Consider the following 17,869-nt stretch of genomic DNA (forward strand, 5'->3'; position numbering starts at 1 on the left):
GTCGGGCTCGGAAGGTCCGGGGTGGCAGCGGCCGTCAGGCCTCGCCAAGGGAGCCGTCCGAACCCACGCGCCACCAATAGGCCCCGAAAAGGAGGCCCCGGCGCAGGGAGGGGAAGGACAGCAGCATGGATGCGATGAAACCCCACCGGCCCCGGCCCTGTCAAGTGTGGTTTGATGAAGGATTGTTTGCGGACGGCCATGAGCTTCGAGGAAGAGCCCCCCACCACCATCCACACCGAGGAAGCCCTGTCGCCCCGGGCGCCCTGGTCCTTCCTGGCCCCCGCCCTGCCCGGCGGCTTCGGCCGCTGGGGCTGGGGCCTCATGGCGGGCTGGGCGCTGGTCCTGCTGGGCCCCTCGCTGGGCTGGGCGGGCCATCTTCGTCGGGCCGCCGGCTGGAGCGCCCTGCCCAGCCACTGGGGCGAAGGGATCAGCGCCCGTGACATCTGGGAGCTGTGGGTGAACGGCGGGCTCCAGCACCGTGCGGCCAATTCGCCGACGGTGCACCTGCTGGGCGTCGGCCTGGTGATCGTGCTCTGGTGCGGCTGGCGCCTCCAGGCGGAAGCCGGCGGACAGAAGGCCCGGCTGGGCTCCTGGCTGCTGGGCGCCCTGGACACCCTGCTGATCGGCCTCCTGCCTGTGGGCCTGGTCGGCTGGGCGGCCTATTCTGCCCTGGCCTGGGCCGGGGGCCTGGGCATCGACGGGCTCGGCTGGATGGCCTTCTTCGGGCGTCCGCTGGTGGTGATGGCGACCGTCGCCGCCCTGAACCTCCAGTGGTGGTTCTGTCGGCTCGGGCGCGCCGCGGGGCTCTCCCGAGGCTACTGGGCGCACCTGGCGGACTCCTTCCTGCGGCTCTGGCTGCATCCGATCCAGTGGGGCCTCGTGAATCTCGGGGGCGCCGCCCTGCGCGCCCTGCTCCCCTTCCTGGTGCTGCTGCTGGCCTGGCGCTTGGGGGGCGGCACCACCTTCCGGGTCTGGCTGTTCCTGCTGCTGCAACTGGCCGTCACCCTGATCAACGGCTGGCTGATGGGCTGGTTGCTCCGCGTCGCCGCCCACTTCTGGACCCATGATGCCGCCGTGCGGGATGCCCTGGCGGCCTTGAAGGAAGATGCCCGTGAAGCCTGATCCCGGCCGTGCCCTCCTCATCCTGTCCCTGCTTTCCCTTCCGCTGGCGGCACAGCCCCCCAGCGTGAAGACCGAGGTCATCCCCATCACCGAGGCGATTCCGGAGGATGCCGACATCCAGAAGGTCATCGCCCCCCTGGCGGCGGAGATCAAGGCCAGCTTCGGCCTGCCGCTGGTGGAGGCCCCCCAGGGTCTTTTCCGCGGGCGCCGCGGCGAGGAGAACCTGCTGGGCTACTGGGTTTCGGATGTCATGCGCCGCGCCGCCCAGCCCCTCGTGGGCGCGCCGGTCCCGTTCGCGATCACCAATGCCGGGGGCCTGCGCGCCAACCTGCGGCCGGGACAGCTCAAGGTGGGCGACATCTTCGAGCTGATGCCCTTCGAGAACGAGATGGTGGTGATCGAACTCACGGGCGCCGAGGTGATCCAGGTCGTGAAGGAGGGCCTGCTCCGCCGCGGCGGCGAGCCCTGCTCTGGCGTGAAGGCGAAGGTCGAAGGTCCCCCCGAGCAGGCCGTCCTCACCGTCACCTGGGAGGACGGCCGTCCCATCGATCCGGAGGCCACGGTCAAGGTGGCCACCACGGACTACCTTTACGGCGGAGGCGATTCCATCCCCACGCTGAAGAAAGGACGCAAACCGTTCACCACGGGCGTCACGCTCCGGCAGATGCTGCTCGACGAGTGCACGGCCCTGGGCAAGGCGAAAAAGGAGCTCGTTTCCCCGGCCCCGGGCCGCTATGGGATCCCGGTTCCGATCCAGGAAGCCATCCGCGACAAGAAGTTGAAGCTGTAGGGGCCCCCATGGATCGCCGCGATTTCCTAGCCTCCCTCGGCGCCGCCGCTGCCGCCTCCCAGGTGTCCCCCCTGCGGGCCTCGATGGGGGCTGCCGAAGGGCCCGCCGCCGGCCGCGTCACCTTGCTCCACACCAACGACACCCACTCCCGCATCGAGCCTTTCGGGCCGGGCAATGGCGCCATCAGCGGCAAGGGCGGCATGGCCCGCCGGGCCACCCTCGTACGGCAGCTGCGCCAGGAGCTGGGGGCCGTGCTGCTCCTGGACGCCGGCGACACCTTCCAGGGCACACCCTACTTCAACCGCTACAAAGGCCGCCTGGACTACCAGCTCATGCGCATGGTGGGCTACGACGCGGGCACCTTGGGCAACCACGATTTCGACAACGGCGTGGCGATGCTGGTGGAGGCCATGGAATCCATGGAGCAGCTCAAGCACGCCAACCCGCCCTTCGCCTTCGTCAACTGCAACTTCGACTGCAAGGGCGCCCCCGCCCTCGAGAAGCGCCTCCGGCCCTACCTCGTCCGCAAGTTCCCGGGGCTGAAGGTGGGCATCACCGGCGTGGGCGTGGCCTTCGCGGGCCTGGTGGCCCCCAAGAACCATGAAGGGATCGTCTGGAAGGACCCCTACGAGAGCCTGAAGCCCGTGGTGAAGCGGCTGCGCGAGGTCGAGAAGGTGGATCTGGTGGTGGTGCTCTCCCACCTGGGCTACAGCAACAAGGATTCCGCCCACGACGACCTGCGCCTGCCCGGCGCGGTGGCGGGCATCGACGCCGTGATCGGCGGCCACAGCCACACCTTCCTGGAAACCCCCACCAAGCTTCCCCAGGCCCAGGGGGAGACCCTCGTGTTCCAGGTGGGTTTCGGCGGCGTGAACCTGGGACGCATGGACTTTGCCGTGACCCGCGGCAGTGTCAGGGCCGCCTCTGGAGCTGCCATGCCGGTGGTGGGCTGAAAACGCCCCGAGTGACCGAAGTCCCAAACCGCCGTCTCGACAGGGAAAGCCGCTTGAAGCAAGGCTTTTCCCGTGGGAGTCTGCCTTGATTACCCGTCGCCGGACAAACGCGATCTGCCTGCCGTTCTCGTTCGGGTCGAGCCGGGGAAGATTCTAAGGAGAGCCCATGACCACCCAGAAGATCATCTGGACTGACATCGACGAAGCCCCGGCGCTGGCGACCTACTCCCTGCTTCCCATCATCCAGGCCTTCACCAAGGGCACGGGCATCGCCGTCGAGACCTCGGACATCTCCCTGGCCGGCCGCATCCTCGCCAACTTCCCCGAGCACCTCACCGAATCCCAGCGCATCCCCGACAACCTGGCCCAGCTGGGCGCCCTGGCACTGAAGCCGGAAGCCAACATCATCAAGCTTCCCAACATCAGCGCCTCCATCCCCCAGCTGATCGCCGCCATCAAGGAGCTGCAGTCCCAGGGCTACCAGATCCCCGACTACCCCGAGCAGCCCACGGAGGAAGTGGAGAAGGCCATCCAGACCCGCTATGCCAAGGTGCTGGGCAGCGCGGTGAACCCCGTGCTGCGCGAAGGCAACTCCGACCGCCGCGCCCCCCTCTCCGTGAAGAACTTCGCCAAGAAGCACCCGCACAAGATGAGCCCCTGGAGCCCCGAGTCCAAGGCCCGCGTGGCCCACATGACCACCGGCGACTTCTTCGGCAGCGAGACCTCGACCACCCTCGCCAAGGCCACGACGGCCCGCATCGAGTTCGTGGGCGCGGATGGTGCCGTGAAGGTGCTGAAGGAGAAGCTGCCTCTGCAGGCCGGGGAGGTGCTCGACGCCTCCGTCATGAATGTCAGATCCCTCCGGGCCTTTTACGCGGAGCAGATCGACGCGGCCAAGCGGGACGGCCTGCTGCTCTCCCTGCACCTGAAGGCCACCATGATGAAGATCTCCGATCCCGTCATGTTCGGCCACGCCGTGTCCGTCTTCTACCAGCCGGTCTTCGAGAAGCACAACGCCACCCTGCGGGAGCTGGGCGTGAACACCGCCAACGGACTGGGCGATGTCTACGCCAAGATCCAGACCCTGCCCGAAGCCCGCCGCGCGGAGATCGAGGCGGACATCCAGGCGGTCTACGCCACCCACCCGGCCCTGGCCATGGTGGATTCCGACAAGGGGATCACGAACCTGCATGTGCCCAACGACATCATCGTGGATGCCTCCATGCCCGTGGTGGTGCGCGATGCGGGCAAGATGTGGGGCGCCGACGGCAAGCTCCACGACACCCTGGCCATGATTCCGGACCGCTGCTACGCCACGATGTACAAGACCGTCATCGAGGACTGCCAGAAGCACGGCGCCTTCGATCCCGCCACCATCGGCAGCGTGCCGAATGTGGGTCTCATGGCGCAGAAGGCCGAGGAGTACGGCTCCCACGACAAGACCTTCTTCGCTCCGGCCGCCGGGACCATCCGCATCGTGGACGAGTCCGGCGCCACCCTGCTCTCCCAGAAGGTGGAGGAGGGCGACATCTTCCGGGGCTGCCAGGCCAAGGACGCCCCCATCCAGGACTGGGTCAAGCTGGCCGTCACCCGCGCCCGCCTGACCGGCGCCCCCGCCATCTTCTGGCTGGACAAGGCCCGCGCCCACGACGCCCAGATGATCGCCAAGGTCGAGGCCTACCTCAAGAACCACGACACCAAGGGGCTGGACATCCGCATCCTGCCTCCGGACGAGGCCATGAAGGTCTCCTGCGAGCGCATCCGCAAGGGCCTCGACACCATCTCCGTCACGGGCAATGTCCTGCGCGACTACCTCACGGACCTCTTCCCCATCATCGAGCTGGGCACCAGCGCCAAGATGCTCTCCATCGTGCCCCTGCTGGGCGGTGGCGGCCTCTTCGAAACCGGTGCCGGCGGTTCCGCCCCCAAGCATGTCCAGCAGTTCCAGAAGGAGGGCTACCTCCGCTGGGATTCGCTGGGCGAGTTCTCCGCCTTCTGCGCCTCCCTGGAGCACTTGGCCAACACCTTCAAGAACGCCAAGGCCGCCGTGCTGGCGGAAACGCTGGACCAGGCCATCGCCAAGTTCCTCGACAACGACAAGTCCCCGGCCCGCAAGGTCGGCCAGATCGACAACCGGGGCAGCCACTTCTACCTGGCCCTGTACTGGGCCCAGGCGCTGGCCGCTCAGGCCCGGGACACCGAGCTCCAGGCCCGGTTCTCAAAGGTGGCCCAGCAGCTCGGCGCCAACGAGGCGAAGATCAACGAGGAGCTGATCGGAGCCCAGGGCAAGCCCGTGGACATGGGCGGCTACTACCACCCCGACCGCGCCAAGACGGGTGCGGCGATGCGTCCCAGCGCCACCTTGAACGCGATCATCGACGGCATGTAACTCAGACTCCGGAATGGCGTCCCGGAGAACGGTAAACGGCCCGCATTCGCGGGCCGTTTGCATGGCCAAGCAACGGACTTTGAGGCGCCTGGCCCCTGGGTCATGATGGTCGAGCCAGCTTCTGATCGGGTGGATCGCCATGGCTCATGCGCCGACATTCATTAGCCTGTTTCTGGCCGCAAGCTTGCTCGCCGAAGTACCTGCGCCGCCACCCAAGGCCGCTAATGCAGCCGTCGATGCCGCGTTCATTCGAACGACCCTAGCGGCCCTTCAGGACGCCCTGGGTCGCGAGTATTTTGATCCATCCGTGGCGGCCAAGGTTGCGGAAGGCCTGGGGAAGCGGCTTGCCGAAGGTCGCTACCTGAAAGCTGCGGGAATCGAGGCGTTGGCTGGCGCCCTGACAGAGGATCTCTATGCCATGACGAAGGACAAGCACCTCCAGGTGACGCCTGCTGTGGAAGCACCCGTCGGCCTTGCCGGTGTGGCCTCAGCCGATGCCACACCACGCGAGGTGGCTGCGCGGAGAATCAACTTCGGTATCCAACGCATGGAAATCCTTCCGGGGAATGTTGGATACCTCCAGTTCACGGCCTTCTACCGTCCTGACGAGGCTCGCGAAGCTATCGCCTCCGCCATGGCCCTCCTACGCCACACCGATGCGCTCATCCTCGACCTGCGCGACAACGGCGGCGGCTCATCAGGAACCCTTGCATTGCTGGCGAGCTACTTCTACGAGACCCAGGGCCTCCCGCTCTTCGAAGTGGTTCCGAGACCACCCGCGAAGGTCGTCAAATTCACGACCGTAACCACGACGCTGCCGGACCGGAATCAGCAAAGACCGACCTATGTGCTGGTTTCTGGAAACACCTGGTCGGCCGGTGAGGGGCTCGCATGTCTCCTTCAGGACCGCCATCGGGCCGAGGTTATTGGCGAAACAACCCCTGGGGCGGGGAACCAAGCGCGGACGCACCGTCTCAACGCCCGGCTGGAAGTGACCATTCCGAACGGGATCGTCCGCACGGCCATTCGACAGCAGAGCTGGGAGGGTACCGGCGTGGTCCCTGACATTCCGGCCAAGGCCCCGGATGCGCTGCGCCTTGCCCACATGCGTGCGCTTCAGAACCTGTTGAAAACCACCCCCAGTGGGACCTGGCGCGATGCCCTTGAGAAGCACCTGGCCTTGCTCATGAACGGATGAATTGAACGAGAAGGCCCTTCCCGGAACAAGGTCGCATCTATGGATTCGGCAGAGCCGAATTCCGCCGCATCAGAACAACCCCACCACCCTGCCCGTCTCCAGCTCGATGTCCACATCGTAGAACCCGGGTCTCGTGGGCAGGCCCGGCATGGTGGCCATCTTGCCGAGCAGGGGATAGAGGAAGCCCGCCCCGACGCTGGCCCGGATGTCGCGCACGGGAATGCGGAAGCCGGTGGGAGCGCCCTTCAGCGTGGGGTCATGGCTCAGGCTCAGGTGGGTCTTGGCCATGCAGATGGGGAGCCGGTCGTAGCCGAGGCGGGTGTAGGCCTCGATGCGGGCTTCGGCCTCGGGCGAGTAGTCCACGCCGTCAGCGCCGTAGATCTCGCGGGCGATGGTCTCGATCTTCTGCTTGATGGGCTCGTCCAGGTCGTAGAGGAACCGGAAATTCGACGGCCGGTCGCAGACGCGCATGACCGCCTTCGCCAGATCCAGCGCCCCCTCCCCGCCCAGGGCCCAGTTCTGGCAGACCACGGCATCCTCGGCGCCGCTTTCCAGCGAGGCCCGGCGCACCAGGTCCAGCTCGGCGGGGCTGTCCGTGGCGAAGCCGTTGACCGCCACCACCACGGGGATGCCGAACTTCCGGGCGATGCGGATGTGGTGGAGCAGGTTCGGCAGGCCCTGCCGGAGGAGCTCCAGATTCTCCTCCACATAGACCGCATCCAGGGGCTTCCCGGCCACGACCTTGGGGCCGCCGCCGTGCATCTTGAGGGCGCGCACCGTGGCCACCAGCACCACGGCATCCGGCACCAGGCCCGACACGCGGCACTTGATGTCGAAGAACTTCTCCATGCCCATGTCCGCCCCGAAGCCGGACTCCGTGATCACATAGTCGGCCAGCTTGAGGGCGATCCGATCCGCCAGGATGGAGCTGTTGCCGTGGGCGATGTTGGCGAAGGGCCCCGCGTGGACGAAGACGGGCGTGCCTTCGAGCGTCTGCATCAGGGTGGGTTTGAGCGCGTCCTTCATCAGCACGGTCATGGCACCGGCCACGCCGAGGTCCTCGGCCGTGACGGCCTCCCCCTTCCGGTTGAGGCCCACCACCATGGCCCCCAGACGGTGCCGCATGTCCTGGAGGCTGGTGGCCAGCGCCAGCACGGCCATGATCTCGCTGGCCACGGCGATGTCGAAGCCCGTCGTCCGCGCGAAGCCCTGTTCCTCCTCGCCCAGGCCCACCGTGACGCCGCGGAGGAAGCGGTCGCTGGTATCCAGGACGCGGCGCCAGGTGAGGGCGGCCGGATCGAGGTCCAGGCGGCAGACGCAGCGCCGCTCCTCGGGCGTGAAGTCCTCTGGATTCCCCTTCGTGACGCCGAGCTTCGCGCAACGCAGCTGCAGCGACCGGGGGAACTTCCTCCCGGATTTCCCTTTCGGGAAAATCCGCTCGAACAGCTGTTCGTCCGAAGCGCCCGCCTCGTGCAGGATGCGGGCGTCGATGGCGGCCGCGCAGAGGTTGTGGGCCGCGGTGATGGCGTGGATGTCCCCTGTGAGGTGGAGGTTGAAGTCCTCCATGGGGATCACCTGGCTGTAGCCGCCCCCGGCCGCGCCGCCCTTGATGCCGAAGGTGGGGCCCTGGCTGGGCTGGCGGATGCAGGTGGCCACGCGCTGGCCCAGATGGGCGCCCAGGGCCTGGCTGAGGCCCACGGTGGTGGTGGTCTTGCCTTCGCCCAGGGGCGTGGGCGTGATGGCGGTGACATCGATGTAACGGCCATCCGGACGGTCCCGCAGGCGCTCCAGCACCTCCAGCCGGACCTTCGCCTTGGTGGGGCCATAGAGCTCGAGCTCGTCCTCGCGCAATCCCAGCTCCGCCGCCACCTGCCCGATGGGCTTGAGGGTGGCCGCCTGGGCGATGTCCAGATCCGAGGGTACCGGGGTCCTGCGCTGCAGGACCGTGGGTGAGAAGGGCCGCGCGACGGTATCCATGCCGTCTCCTCGAAAAGATCCACCCCAACTATAAGCAAATACGACTGAATGGTCGCTATTGTTCCCCCTTTGTTGATTCCCGTCACAGCCGCACGCATGCTGGATTCATGCGTCGGTTGAACGAAGTCGTGAGTCACCGTTTCCGCGAGAAGGCCTCGGTCTTCCTCACGGAGCTGCACCCGACCCGGGAGGCGGCCGGACGGGCGGCAGTGCTGGCGGCCCTCAGGAAGCGCGACTTCGACGCCACCCACCACTGCAGCGCCTGGCGCGAGGGCGTTCCCGTGTCGGCCTTCGGCGCCGATGACGACGGCGAACCGTCCGGAACGGCCGGGCGGCCCATGCTGGCGGTGCTGGAGGGGGCGGAGGCCACCGATCTCCTGGCCGTCTGCATCCGCTGGTACGGCGGCACGAAGCTCGGCACCGGCGGCTTGGTGCGCGCCTACACCGAGGGCGTCCAGGGCGCCCTGGCCGCGGCCGATGCCGCAGGCTGCTGGGAGGAGGTCCGCGTCCTCCGCACCGGCGAGATCCGCGTGCCCGCCGCCCAGGCCCACCTTCCCTTCGCCCTGCTGGGCGCCTTCCCCGCCGCCCTCGTCCTGGAGCAGACCTTCGAGGGCGAGGGGGCCGTGGTGCGCTTTGAATGCCCTCCGGACCTGGTTCCCGCCCTGGATCACGCCTGGCAGGAACGCAGCCGGGGCGGGACGATCGCCTGGGTCTGACCGCTCGCCGGTCCCCGCCCGCCATTCGCCGATCCCCGCCCGATTCCGGGAGGGAACGCCCGTAGCTTGGTCACACGGGAGGAAGGCATGATCCACGCGGGATGGTTCCTCGACAGCCCCTGGTGGTGGCTGGCGTTGTGGCTCCCCACGCTGGCCTTCGTCGTCCCCTTTGGATCCGGCAGAAAGGAACACCGCTCATGAACGCCCAGGACACGCGCCCCCCGATCTTCTCGACCAAACTCGTCGTCGGCCTGGCGGTGATCGCCCTGGGCCTGATCCTCACGGCGGACAGCCTCCGCTGGTACGATGCCTGGCACCTGCTGACCTGGTGGCCGCTGGTGCTGGCCGCCCTCGGCCTCGCCCGGCTGGTCCAGGACGGGCCGCTCAGCCTCCGGGGGCATGTCTGGCTGTGCTTCTCCGTCGCGGGTTTCATCTCCCAGTTCGGTCCTTGGGGCCTGCTGGAGCGCTGGTGGCCCATCTTCCTGGTCTGGGGCGGCCTGATCGTCACCCTGCGGGCCATCTTCCCCCAGCCCAAGCGGGGGCGGAAAGGCAAGGATGCCCCCCCATCGCCAAGCCCCGCCGTTTCCTGTGATCCTGAAACCGACTCCGAACAGGTGAAGCCATGACTGCCCCCGACGACGCCAAGGCCCCCAGCCCCTTCAGCCCCAAGCTGGTGGTGGGCGTGGCCATCATCGTGGCGGGCCTCGTCCTCACCCTGGACAACCTCGGCCTCATCCAGGCCCACACGATCTTCAAGCTCTGGCCCCTGGTGCTGGTCGCCATGGGCGTGGCCAAAATCCGCCAGGAGGGCAGCGGCGGGGGCATGGGCGGCTGGTTCCTCGTGCTCGGCGGCGCCTTCCTCCTGCTCTTCACCTTCGCCCGGGGTCACCTGGCCGAGGCCCTGGCACCCATGCTGGTGGTGGGCGTGGGCATCCTCATCGTGGTCAAGGCGCTCAAGCAGAACCGCGGCGTGCCGCCCGAGCTGGCCCGCTCCGAGGACTTCCTCCAGGGCACGGCCATCTTCGGTGGGTTCAAGCGGCGCGTCCTCACCCAGGCCTTCAAGGGCGGCGAGCTGACGGCCATCTTCGGCGGCTATGAGGTGGATCTCCGCCAGGCGGCCCTGGAGAACGGCCAGGCCCGCATCGATGTCTTCGTGCTCTTCGGGGGCGGCGAGATCCGCGTGCCCGATGGCTGGGAGATCGCCAACCGCGCCACGGCCGTGGCCGGGGCCCTGAACGACAACACCCACCATGGCCCCGGTCCCGTGGAAGGCCGTCCCCGCCTGGTGGTCACGGGGCTCATCCTCTTCGGCGGCACCGAGGTCAAGAGCTGATGCACCCGCTCCTGGCCAGCCGGGCCCGGTTGGGGGCCTACCTCCTGGGGTGGGCCCCCATCGCGCTGTTGCTCACAGGCATCGCCCGGAGCCAGGGCTGGACCTGGGCCGAGGCGGGCTCCCTGGCCTTGCCCCTCTGCCTGCTGGCGGCCTTCCTGTTCCTGTCGGCCTGGTTCCTCTGCCGGGCCCTGCCCCTGGGCCGCACGGTCGAGGGGCTCGGCGCGCACGGGGCGGCCTGGGGCATGGCGGCCGTGCTCATGGGCGGCCTGTGGGCCGGCCTCGCCTGGATGCTGGCCCGGATGCTGGCGTGGGTGCCCGGGCTGGGCGCCCTGCCCCAGCGTGTGAACACGGCCCTGCCCGTGCTCACGGGCCTGGGCATCCTGCTCTACCTCGCCTCGGTCGCGCTCAGTTACCTGATGCTGGCCCAGGACCGGGCCCTCGAGGCCGAACGGAAGGGCGCCGAGCTGCAGCTGCTGGCCCAGGAATCCGAGCTGAAGGCCCTGCGCGCCCAGCTGAATCCCCACTTCCTGTTCAACAGCCTGAACTCGCTGTCGGCGCTCACCGCCGTGGACCCGGCCCGGGCGCGGGAGATGTGCGTCCTCCTGTCGGATTTCCTCCGCCGCAGCCTCGGCCTGGGCGAGCGCCGCCTGGTGCCGCTGCGGGAGGAACTCGATCTGGCGCGGGCCTACCTCGCCATCGAGCAGATCCGCTTCGGCCGCCGCCTGCAGCTGGCCTGGGCCGTGGATCCGGCAGCCGAGCCCGCCCTGCTGCCGACCCTGCTGCTGCAGCCGCTGGTGGAGAACGCCATCAAGCACGGCATCGCGGCACTGCCGGAAGGCGGCACCCTGTCCCTCAGCGCAGAGGTCACCGAAGGCCATGTGATCCTGCGCGTGGAGAACCCGATGGATGAAGATGCCCCGACCCCCCAGGGCCTGGGCATCGGCCTGCGGCAGGTCCGCCAGCGGCTGCTGGGCCGCTTCGGCAGCCGCGCCCGCTTCGAGGCCGGCGTGCAGGAGGCCCTCCATCGCGTGACCCTGGTATTCCCCCTGGAGACCGAACCATGAAAGCCCTGATCATCGACGACGAGGATCTGGCCCGCGCCGTGGTGCGCGAGCACTTGGCGGCCCACCCGGATGTCGAGGTCGCGGCGGAGTGCGCCAACGGCTTCGAGGCCCTGAAGGCCGCGGCCCAGCACCAGCCCGATCTGATCTTCCTGGACATCCAGATGCCCAAGCTGGACGGCTTCGAGGTGCTGGAGCTCCTGGAGGCCGAGGGCCGGCGGCCCGCCGTGGTCTTCGTGACCGCCTACGACCAGCACGCCCTCCGGGCCTTCGAGGCCCACGCCGTGGACTACCTCCTGAAACCCTTCTCGAAGGAACGGTTCGATGCGGCCCTGGCCAAGGCCCGGGCCCTGCAAGCGGCCCAGCCGGCCGCGCCGCCGCCGCCCGCCTCCGAGCTCGCCGCCGCCGCCCGCCAGGGGAAGCCCCTGGAGCGCATCGTGGTGAAGGATGGCCCCAAGGTCACCGTGGTCCACCTCGATCGGCTCGATTGGGTGCAGGCCCAGGACGACTATGTCCTGCTGCGCACGGAGGGCAAGAACCTGCTCAAGCAGCAGACCCTGGCCAACCTGGAATCGCAGCTCGATTCGAGCCGTTTCATCCGCATTCACCGTAGTTACATCCTAAATCTCGACCGCCTTATCCGGGTTGAACAGGACACCAAGGAACACCGTGATGCCATCCTGCGGGACGGCACCCGCCTGCCGGTGAGCCGGGCGGGCTACCAGCGCTTGCGGGAGCTGTGGGAAGGCGCCGTCTGATCGAGGCCGCGGGGTCAGATCGGCCCGTGCAGCCGGCAGGGATGGCAGTCGCAGTGCCCGCACCGCCCTGAACAGGGCAGGTCCATGGTCTGACCCACGGCTGGGCCCAGGGCTTGGCCGCACGGAGTCTGGGGGTCGGGAAGACCCGCAACGGGCTTCACCAGAGTGGGGATGAGCTTGGTGGAGCGTACCACGCCATCCCCTGCCGGGAGTGGCTTCCGGGCTTCGTGGCCCTTGTGGTGGTCGCCCCCCCTGGTCACCTGCGCCTCCTCAGGCCTCCGGCCGCTTGAAGCTCTTCGCCACTTTCTGCATGAGCAGGGGGTCGCCCTCGATCTGGATCTTGCCGGTCATGAAAGCCTCCTGGGCATTCAGCGTTCCGGTACTCATGGCGATGAAATCGTCAGCCTTGGCTTTGAGGAGCGTATCACAGGGTTTCAGCAGGCGCGGGAAGACCATGCAGGTCCCGTTTCGGATTAACAGAGTGTAAGCCATATCCTCGATCTGGTAGCCCACCACGGCCTCGAGATCGCCGGCCTTTTCCGCATTGAAACGCTCGGGCATGGATTCCAGGAGCCCCTGGGCCGGGTTCACATCCACCTCGAAATGGGCGGTGTAGGCCGCCACCTGGCTCATGTCGCCTTTCACGGTGATGCCGCCGCCCAGCAGGGCCGCCACCAGGTTCAGCTTGCCCGCGTTGAGGGCCGCGAAATCGGCATCGGAAATGCCCAGGGCCGCGCCGCCCTCCACCTCGCCCGGCCGCACGGCCAGTCCTTCGGGGCTGAAGTCCAGGCGGTAGGGCACCCCATCCACCTTCACTTCCAGGGTGCCACTGGCCCCACCCTTGTACCGCTTCCTCAGGGTGGCCAGGGCCTTGCCGCCCGGCGTGTCCGGGAAGCTAATCTCCGGTTCGGCGGACCAGGTCTTCCAGGCCCTGCGGAGCAGCGCCATGTCGCCGGAGAACCGGATCTGGCCCCCCAGCAGCGCGGGCCCGGGATCGGAAAGGCCGCAGACCAGACCACGGACGGCGGCCTCGTCGCCCGCCACTTCCGCACCCTCGCCCCAGCTCTCGGACCCCACAGTCACCTTGACCCCGGTCGCCAGGGCCAGGCGCGCGGGCACCAGTTCCTTCAGCGGCTTCACCGGGCCGCCCTGCTTCTGGGGCTTCTTGAAGAACTTGGGGAATTTCTGGAGCAGGCCCAGGTCGCCGGTGCCTTTGAGCTTGCCGGTCATGAAGGCCTGCATGGGATCGAGCTTGCCCTCATTGAGGGCGATCCAGTCCTCCGCCCCGATGACCACCACGGAGGTGGCATCGGGCTTGGGCTCCCGCTTGAGGGAGAAGGCGCCGTTCTCAATGAGGCAGGTGTAGTCGCCACCCCCTTCCCCCGTCACCTGGTAGTAGACGGAGACCGTCAGGCCCTGCGCCTTCTCGGGCAGGAAGAGTTCGGGCATGAGCGCAAAGATGCCATCCACCGTCAAAGCCATGATCCACCTCGGAATGTGGAACGAGCATGGCCAGGCGTTCCGGCTTCGCGCAACGGTTACCGGAGGTCAAGCTCCTTCATGCCCGGAGTCCGCCGAGAGCCAGGCTATTCGTGATCCCGGAAGAGCGTCTCCAGGACGGCCGCGGCATCCGGGTTTCCCGCCTGGATCGCCCGCGTCATCCAGGCCTTCGCCCCTTCCCGGTCCATCGGGGCCGAGAGCCCGTGGAAGAGCAGAACCCCCACGCGAAGCATGGCCTCGGGGCTGCCCTTTTCGGCTGCCTTCAGAAACCAGGTGAACGCCTCCCGGTCGGCCGCTTCCCCCATGCCGCTGAGCTTCCGGGCCACGGCCAGGCAGTCGGGGACGGTCCCCGACTCCGCCGTCTTCCGGAGGGCCGCCAGCGAGCGCTGGAACTCGGGTTCGTTGAAGGCCCGGAGGACTTCCTTCTGGTAGCTCTCCCAATCCAGCGAGCGGGTCGGTTCATGCGGCACCGCGGGCTGCGTGCGGAGGATCTCCCCCGTGTCCACATCCAGAGCGAGGGCCCGGCCACCTCGGGTCTCCACCCAGAGCGCGCGCTCTGAAAGCCCGATCCATGCCGGAGGTTCCGCATCGCCCCAGGCCCGCCAGGTGCGCCGCCACGGGAATCCCCGTTCCTGGCAGGCCCAGGCCACCAGGCCCGGCGCCCACAGGAACCGTACCGTCTTCGCCCCTTGGCCGAGGGGCTGGGTCTCTTTCCCCGGCTGGAAGGAAGTCCACTCCCTCGGGAGCGAGATCCCGGGGACGGGCCGGATCAGACCCTGGCCCACGGCGGACAATGCCCAGCCGAACCCGTCCACCTGGCCCTCGGCAAAGGGGGATCCCTTGGCTCCGCTGGCGGCGATCAGGACGAGCCCCGTGGCTGGATCCACCTCAGAGGCAGGGTCGAAGACCCCGGCCTGAACGCCTGCGGGAGGAGCGCTCCACCCGCGAAGCGGTTGCGCCGGCAGCGACCGCGTGGGTTGGTAGGGTCTGATGCCGGCCTTCTGCGCTTCGTGGAGCATGGTGGCGCCGTTGAGGAACCCCGCCTGGTAGTCCGCCCGGGCGCTCTCCGACCGCCCCTCCAGCCGGCTCGCCAGGGCCGCATTCATCTGCCTCGGCCAAGGGTCCACCTGCGGCCGGGCGCAAGCCCCCAGCAGCATCAGCAGCGACCCGCCGAACCCAAGCCCCCACCTGCGCACGCTCCCTCCCCGGAAGACCGTCATCGAAAACCCCCATCCGACGCCTGCCGATGAACCGCCTAAAGCTGGGCCTGGGCCAGCACCTTGACGCCCTTCCGCTTGACGGTGATCTCCAGCGCGGGCGAAGCGGCGGTGGCGCCATCGTCGGCCCAGCGGAGGAGGTAGCGGGATCCGAACACCTGGATGCCCTGCCCGAACTGCGTGTCCAGGCCATTGCCCAGCGGGAAGGCGAACCCTCCGGTGGCGGCGGTGATGTTCCCGATGCCGCCGAGGATGTTCTGGCCAGCGCCCGCCACGGAGTAGAGGGTGACGCCCGAAGCCACCGCCTTCGCCTTGACCGACATCTGGAGGATGGTCATGTCGCGGTTGGCCAGGGTGGCCGACTCGGCCGGTCCCCCGCCATCACCCCGTTCCCGCTTGAAGGACTGGGTCGCCGCGCGCTTCACGCTCGGGTGGGCCATGTCGTCGGATTCGCAGCGGGAGAAGACCACCATGTGCTTCTGTCCGGCCAGCGGCGCCACATGGGCCATCACGGATTCCAGCGCCTTCATCTCGCGGCTGATGGTGGCGAGCATCCCGGCCACGAGCATGGGGTTGTTGAAATTCAGGCGATCCAGGACATTGACGCCCCGCTGGTCGGTCGTGCCCTTGGCCCATGCCGGGGTTCCGGACCTGAAGCGGTTCAGCAGGGCCGTCAGGGCCTCCTGCCCGGCAGGGGTATCGGAAGCATCCGCATAGGCGGCATTGAAGCCGGAGCCCTGCAGGGTCTCCTGCGGGGAGCCCACCAGGCTTTCCGGGAGCAGGTCCGGCACCTTCGCCAGGGCCTCGGCCCACAGGCTCCGGCGGAGCGAGAAGCCGGGCATCAGCGATTCCAGGGAGTCCTTGCCCCGGGCGATGATCAGCACCCGGTCGCCCTCCGGCACGCGGGTCAGGAAGTCCGCGGCGGCCGTGAAGGCGATCGCCCGCATGGCCGTGTCGCGGATGGGCTCGAACACAAGCACCCACGACTGGGCCGCGTCGGCCGTCTGGGCGGGCGTCTTCAGCTCGACGACCGGACGCACCTTGCCGCCCACCTTCACCTCGAGGTCCCCGGCCTTCAGGTCCCCCACCATCCCGCCCTGTCCATCCAGGGCCAGCACCCAGGCCTGGGTGCGGACGGGCGCGGGCGGAGCGGCCACCAGGCCCGCCCCGAGGATCAATCCGATGCACCAGCGGTGGAACATGCGCGGCTCCTTGTTTGGGGATGAATGGATCTCCATTGCACCACGCCGGCCCCCGCGTTCCCAGCCCCGATCCCAGCCCCGGTCCAAGCGCCCGTCGGGCCACCCGCCAAGATTCCGCTGGCCAGGGGGGTCGCCTCCGCCACAATCGTCCCATGCGGATCGCAGCGGTCGATGTCGGATCGAACTCCATCCACCTGGTGGTGGTGGAGGCCGATCCCCTCGGCGGGCAGCGGGTCCTGGCGCGGGAGAAGGCCATGGTCCGCCTCGCCCTGGGCGAGGCGAAATCCGGTGAGATCGGCCCCGAAGCCTACCGGGCCGGGCTGGAGGCTCTGGCCCACATGGCGAAAGTCATCGGGGACCTGGGCTGCGACACGGTCATGGCCTGTGGCACCGCCGCTCTGCGGGACGCCCGAAATGCCCAGGCCTTCGTCCTGGAGGCCGAGGCTCTGGGCATCCCCATTCAGGTGATCTCGGGCGAGGAGGAGGCCCGGCTCATCCACCAGGCCGTCTCCCACGCCATCCCCTTCCCCCAGGAACCCGTGGCCCTGATCGACATCGGCGGCGGAAGCACCGAGATGACCTGGGTGCAGGGGGGACGCGTGGCCGCGAGCATCTCCCTGCCTTGGGGCCTCCAGCGGCTGGCGGATGCGGCCCAGACGGCCGACCCGCCCACGGCCGGCGACCTCAAGCGCCTGCGGCGGATGATCCGGCGCATCCTCAAGAAGGCCCGCAAGGACCTGCCCTCGGAACTGCCGGAACCCGCGCTGGCCCTCGGCACCTCGGGCACCCTGGAGGACCTGGCCAGGGGCGCGGGCGACGGCCGGGCGTTCACTGTTCCGCAGCTCCGGGCCCTTGCCTTGAGGCTGTGGCGGTCCGACGCGGCCCAGCGCATCGAGCGGCTGGGTGTGGATCCCAAGCGGGCCGAGGTCCTCCATGTGGGGGCCATTTGGGCCCTGTCGCTCCTGGAGTGGCTGGGGGCCCCGCCCCTGCGCCACCTCCCCGTGGGCCTGCGGGAAGGCATGATCTGGGAGGCCCTCAAGCACGGAGGGGCCGCCATCCCGCCGCTCGCGGATCGGCGTCGCGCCTCCATCGAGCAGCTGGCCTCCCGCCTCGATCCCGATCCCGGGCACAGCCGCCAGGTGGCGCGTCTGGCCGATCAGCTCTTCCTGGCTCTGCAGCCCCACTTCGAGCTGGGGGATACGGAGCGCCAGTGGCTCGCCTTCGCGGCCCGGGTGCATGACATCGGATTTTCCATCTCCGAGAAGGGCCACCACAAGCACGGCGAGTACCTGGTGCGCAACGCCACCCTGCCCGGCTTCTGGCCCGACGAGGTGGACCTGCTGGCCCAGGTGGTGCGCTTCCACCGGGGCAAGCCCCCCCATCACGCCAAGCACGAGGCCTTTCGCGCCCTGGCACCCTGGCATCGCCAGGTGGTGAGGAAGCTGGCCGCCATCCTCCGGGCGGCCGATGCCCTGGACCGGCGGCGGCGCCAGGCCGTCCGGAACCTCTCCGTCGCCATCGACGAGGGGGCCCTCCTGGTGCGCCTGGAGGCCCAGGGAGAGGTGGAAGCGGAGATGGAGGCCTTTCTCGAGAAGGGGACGCTCCTGGGAACCCTGCTGGACCGCAGGATTGAAGTCACCTTAGGCTAGGAGG

General features: G+C 68.6%; 15 protein-coding genes. 11 read left to right on the plus strand and 4 right to left on the minus strand.

The window, feature by feature from the left end; all coding sequences use genetic code 11:
• Window positions 1-198 precede the first annotated feature (198 nt).
• The 5 genes from QUD34_RS07740 (at window position 199) to QUD34_RS07760 (ending at window position 6,452) form a co-directional block, all read left to right on the plus strand.
• Window positions 199-1,122 (plus strand): hypothetical protein, encoded by a 924-nt coding sequence (locus QUD34_RS07740; protein ID WP_286353114.1) that lies wholly within the window; start codon window positions 199-201, stop codon window positions 1,120-1,122.
• Entirely contained in the window at window positions 1,112-1,912 is an 801-nt protein-coding gene (locus tag QUD34_RS07745; protein ID WP_286353115.1) for a 5'-nucleotidase C-terminal domain-containing protein, read from the plus strand. Before QUD34_RS07740 ends, QUD34_RS07745 begins: the two co-directional genes overlap by 11 nt.
• An 8-nt stretch (window positions 1,913-1,920) precedes the next feature.
• A complete protein-coding gene (locus QUD34_RS07750) occupies window positions 1,921-2,865 on the plus strand; it encodes a bifunctional metallophosphatase/5'-nucleotidase (RefSeq protein ID WP_286353116.1) in 945 nt (314 codons plus the stop codon).
• A 166-nt stretch (window positions 2,866-3,031) separates the two neighbouring features.
• Window positions 3,032-5,254, plus strand: a complete 2,223-nt coding sequence (locus QUD34_RS07755; RefSeq protein ID WP_286353117.1) for an NADP-dependent isocitrate dehydrogenase — start codon at window positions 3,032-3,034, stop codon at window positions 5,252-5,254.
• A gap of 139 nt (window positions 5,255-5,393) precedes the next feature.
• On the plus strand, window positions 5,394-6,452 hold the full coding sequence (locus QUD34_RS07760; protein ID WP_286353118.1) for a S41 family peptidase: 1,059 nt from the start codon (window positions 5,394-5,396) through the stop codon (window positions 6,450-6,452).
• 69 nt (window positions 6,453-6,521) lie between these two features.
• On the opposite strand, the gene QUD34_RS07765 is transcribed toward QUD34_RS07760, so the two are convergent.
• Window positions 6,522-8,429: a formate--tetrahydrofolate ligase gene (locus tag QUD34_RS07765; RefSeq protein WP_286353119.1), complete on the minus strand. Its 1,908-nt coding sequence runs from the start codon at window positions 8,427-8,429 to the stop codon at window positions 6,522-6,524.
• A gap of 107 nt (window positions 8,430-8,536) precedes the next feature.
• Here QUD34_RS07765 and QUD34_RS07770 point away from each other — a divergent pair, with 107 nt between their 5' ends.
• The 5 genes from QUD34_RS07770 to QUD34_RS07790 all read left to right on the plus strand — a co-directional run bounded on the left by QUD34_RS07770 (window position 8,537) and on the right by QUD34_RS07790 (window position 12,297).
• Entirely contained in the window at window positions 8,537-9,145 is a 609-nt protein-coding gene (locus QUD34_RS07770; RefSeq protein ID WP_286353120.1) for a YigZ family protein, read from the plus strand.
• Window positions 9,146-9,342: 197 nt separating this feature from the next.
• Entirely contained in the window at window positions 9,343-9,771 is a 429-nt protein-coding gene (locus QUD34_RS07775; protein WP_286353121.1) for a LiaI-LiaF-like domain-containing protein, read from the plus strand.
• Window positions 9,768-10,478: a LiaF transmembrane domain-containing protein gene (locus QUD34_RS07780; protein WP_286353122.1), complete on the plus strand. Its 711-nt coding sequence runs from the start codon at window positions 9,768-9,770 to the stop codon at window positions 10,476-10,478. The genes QUD34_RS07775 and QUD34_RS07780 overlap by 4 nt, the downstream gene beginning before the upstream one ends.
• Window positions 10,478-11,542 carry a sensor histidine kinase gene (locus QUD34_RS07785; RefSeq protein WP_286353123.1) on the plus strand — a complete coding sequence of 355 codons (1,065 nt, stop codon included), beginning with the start codon at window positions 10,478-10,480 and terminating at the stop codon, window positions 11,540-11,542. Before QUD34_RS07780 ends, QUD34_RS07785 begins: the two co-directional genes overlap by 1 nt.
• On the plus strand, window positions 11,539-12,297 hold the full coding sequence (locus QUD34_RS07790; RefSeq protein ID WP_286353124.1) for a LytR/AlgR family response regulator transcription factor: 759 nt from the start codon (window positions 11,539-11,541) through the stop codon (window positions 12,295-12,297). Before QUD34_RS07785 ends, QUD34_RS07790 begins: the two co-directional genes overlap by 4 nt.
• Before the next feature lie 270 nt (window positions 12,298-12,567).
• On the opposite strand, the gene QUD34_RS07795 is transcribed toward QUD34_RS07790, so the two are convergent.
• The 3 genes from QUD34_RS07795 to QUD34_RS07805 all read right to left on the minus strand — a co-directional run bounded on the left by QUD34_RS07795 (window position 12,568) and on the right by QUD34_RS07805 (window position 16,216).
• Window positions 12,568-13,779 carry an SCP2 sterol-binding domain-containing protein gene (locus tag QUD34_RS07795; RefSeq protein ID WP_286353125.1) on the minus strand — a complete coding sequence of 404 codons (1,212 nt, stop codon included), beginning with the start codon at window positions 13,777-13,779 and terminating at the stop codon, window positions 12,568-12,570.
• A 104-nt stretch (window positions 13,780-13,883) separates the two neighbouring features.
• Window positions 13,884-14,993 carry a tetratricopeptide repeat protein gene (locus tag QUD34_RS07800; RefSeq protein ID WP_286353126.1) on the minus strand — a complete coding sequence of 370 codons (1,110 nt, stop codon included), beginning with the start codon at window positions 14,991-14,993 and terminating at the stop codon, window positions 13,884-13,886.
• A gap of 59 nt (window positions 14,994-15,052) precedes the next feature.
• Window positions 15,053-16,216: a hypothetical protein gene (locus QUD34_RS07805; protein ID WP_286353127.1), complete on the minus strand. Its 1,164-nt coding sequence runs from the start codon at window positions 16,214-16,216 to the stop codon at window positions 15,053-15,055.
• 152 nt (window positions 16,217-16,368) lie between these two features.
• Between QUD34_RS07805 and QUD34_RS07810 the strand changes: the two genes are divergently transcribed.
• On the plus strand, window positions 16,369-17,865 hold the full coding sequence (locus QUD34_RS07810) for a Ppx/GppA phosphatase family protein (protein ID WP_286353128.1): 1,497 nt from the start codon (window positions 16,369-16,371) through the stop codon (window positions 17,863-17,865).
• The last annotated feature ends 4 nt before the right edge of the window (window positions 17,866-17,869 follow it).

Origin of the sequence: Geothrix oryzae (assembly GCF_030295385.1) — a bacterium.
Lineage (GTDB): Bacteria > Acidobacteriota > Holophagae > Holophagales > Holophagaceae > Geothrix > Geothrix oryzae.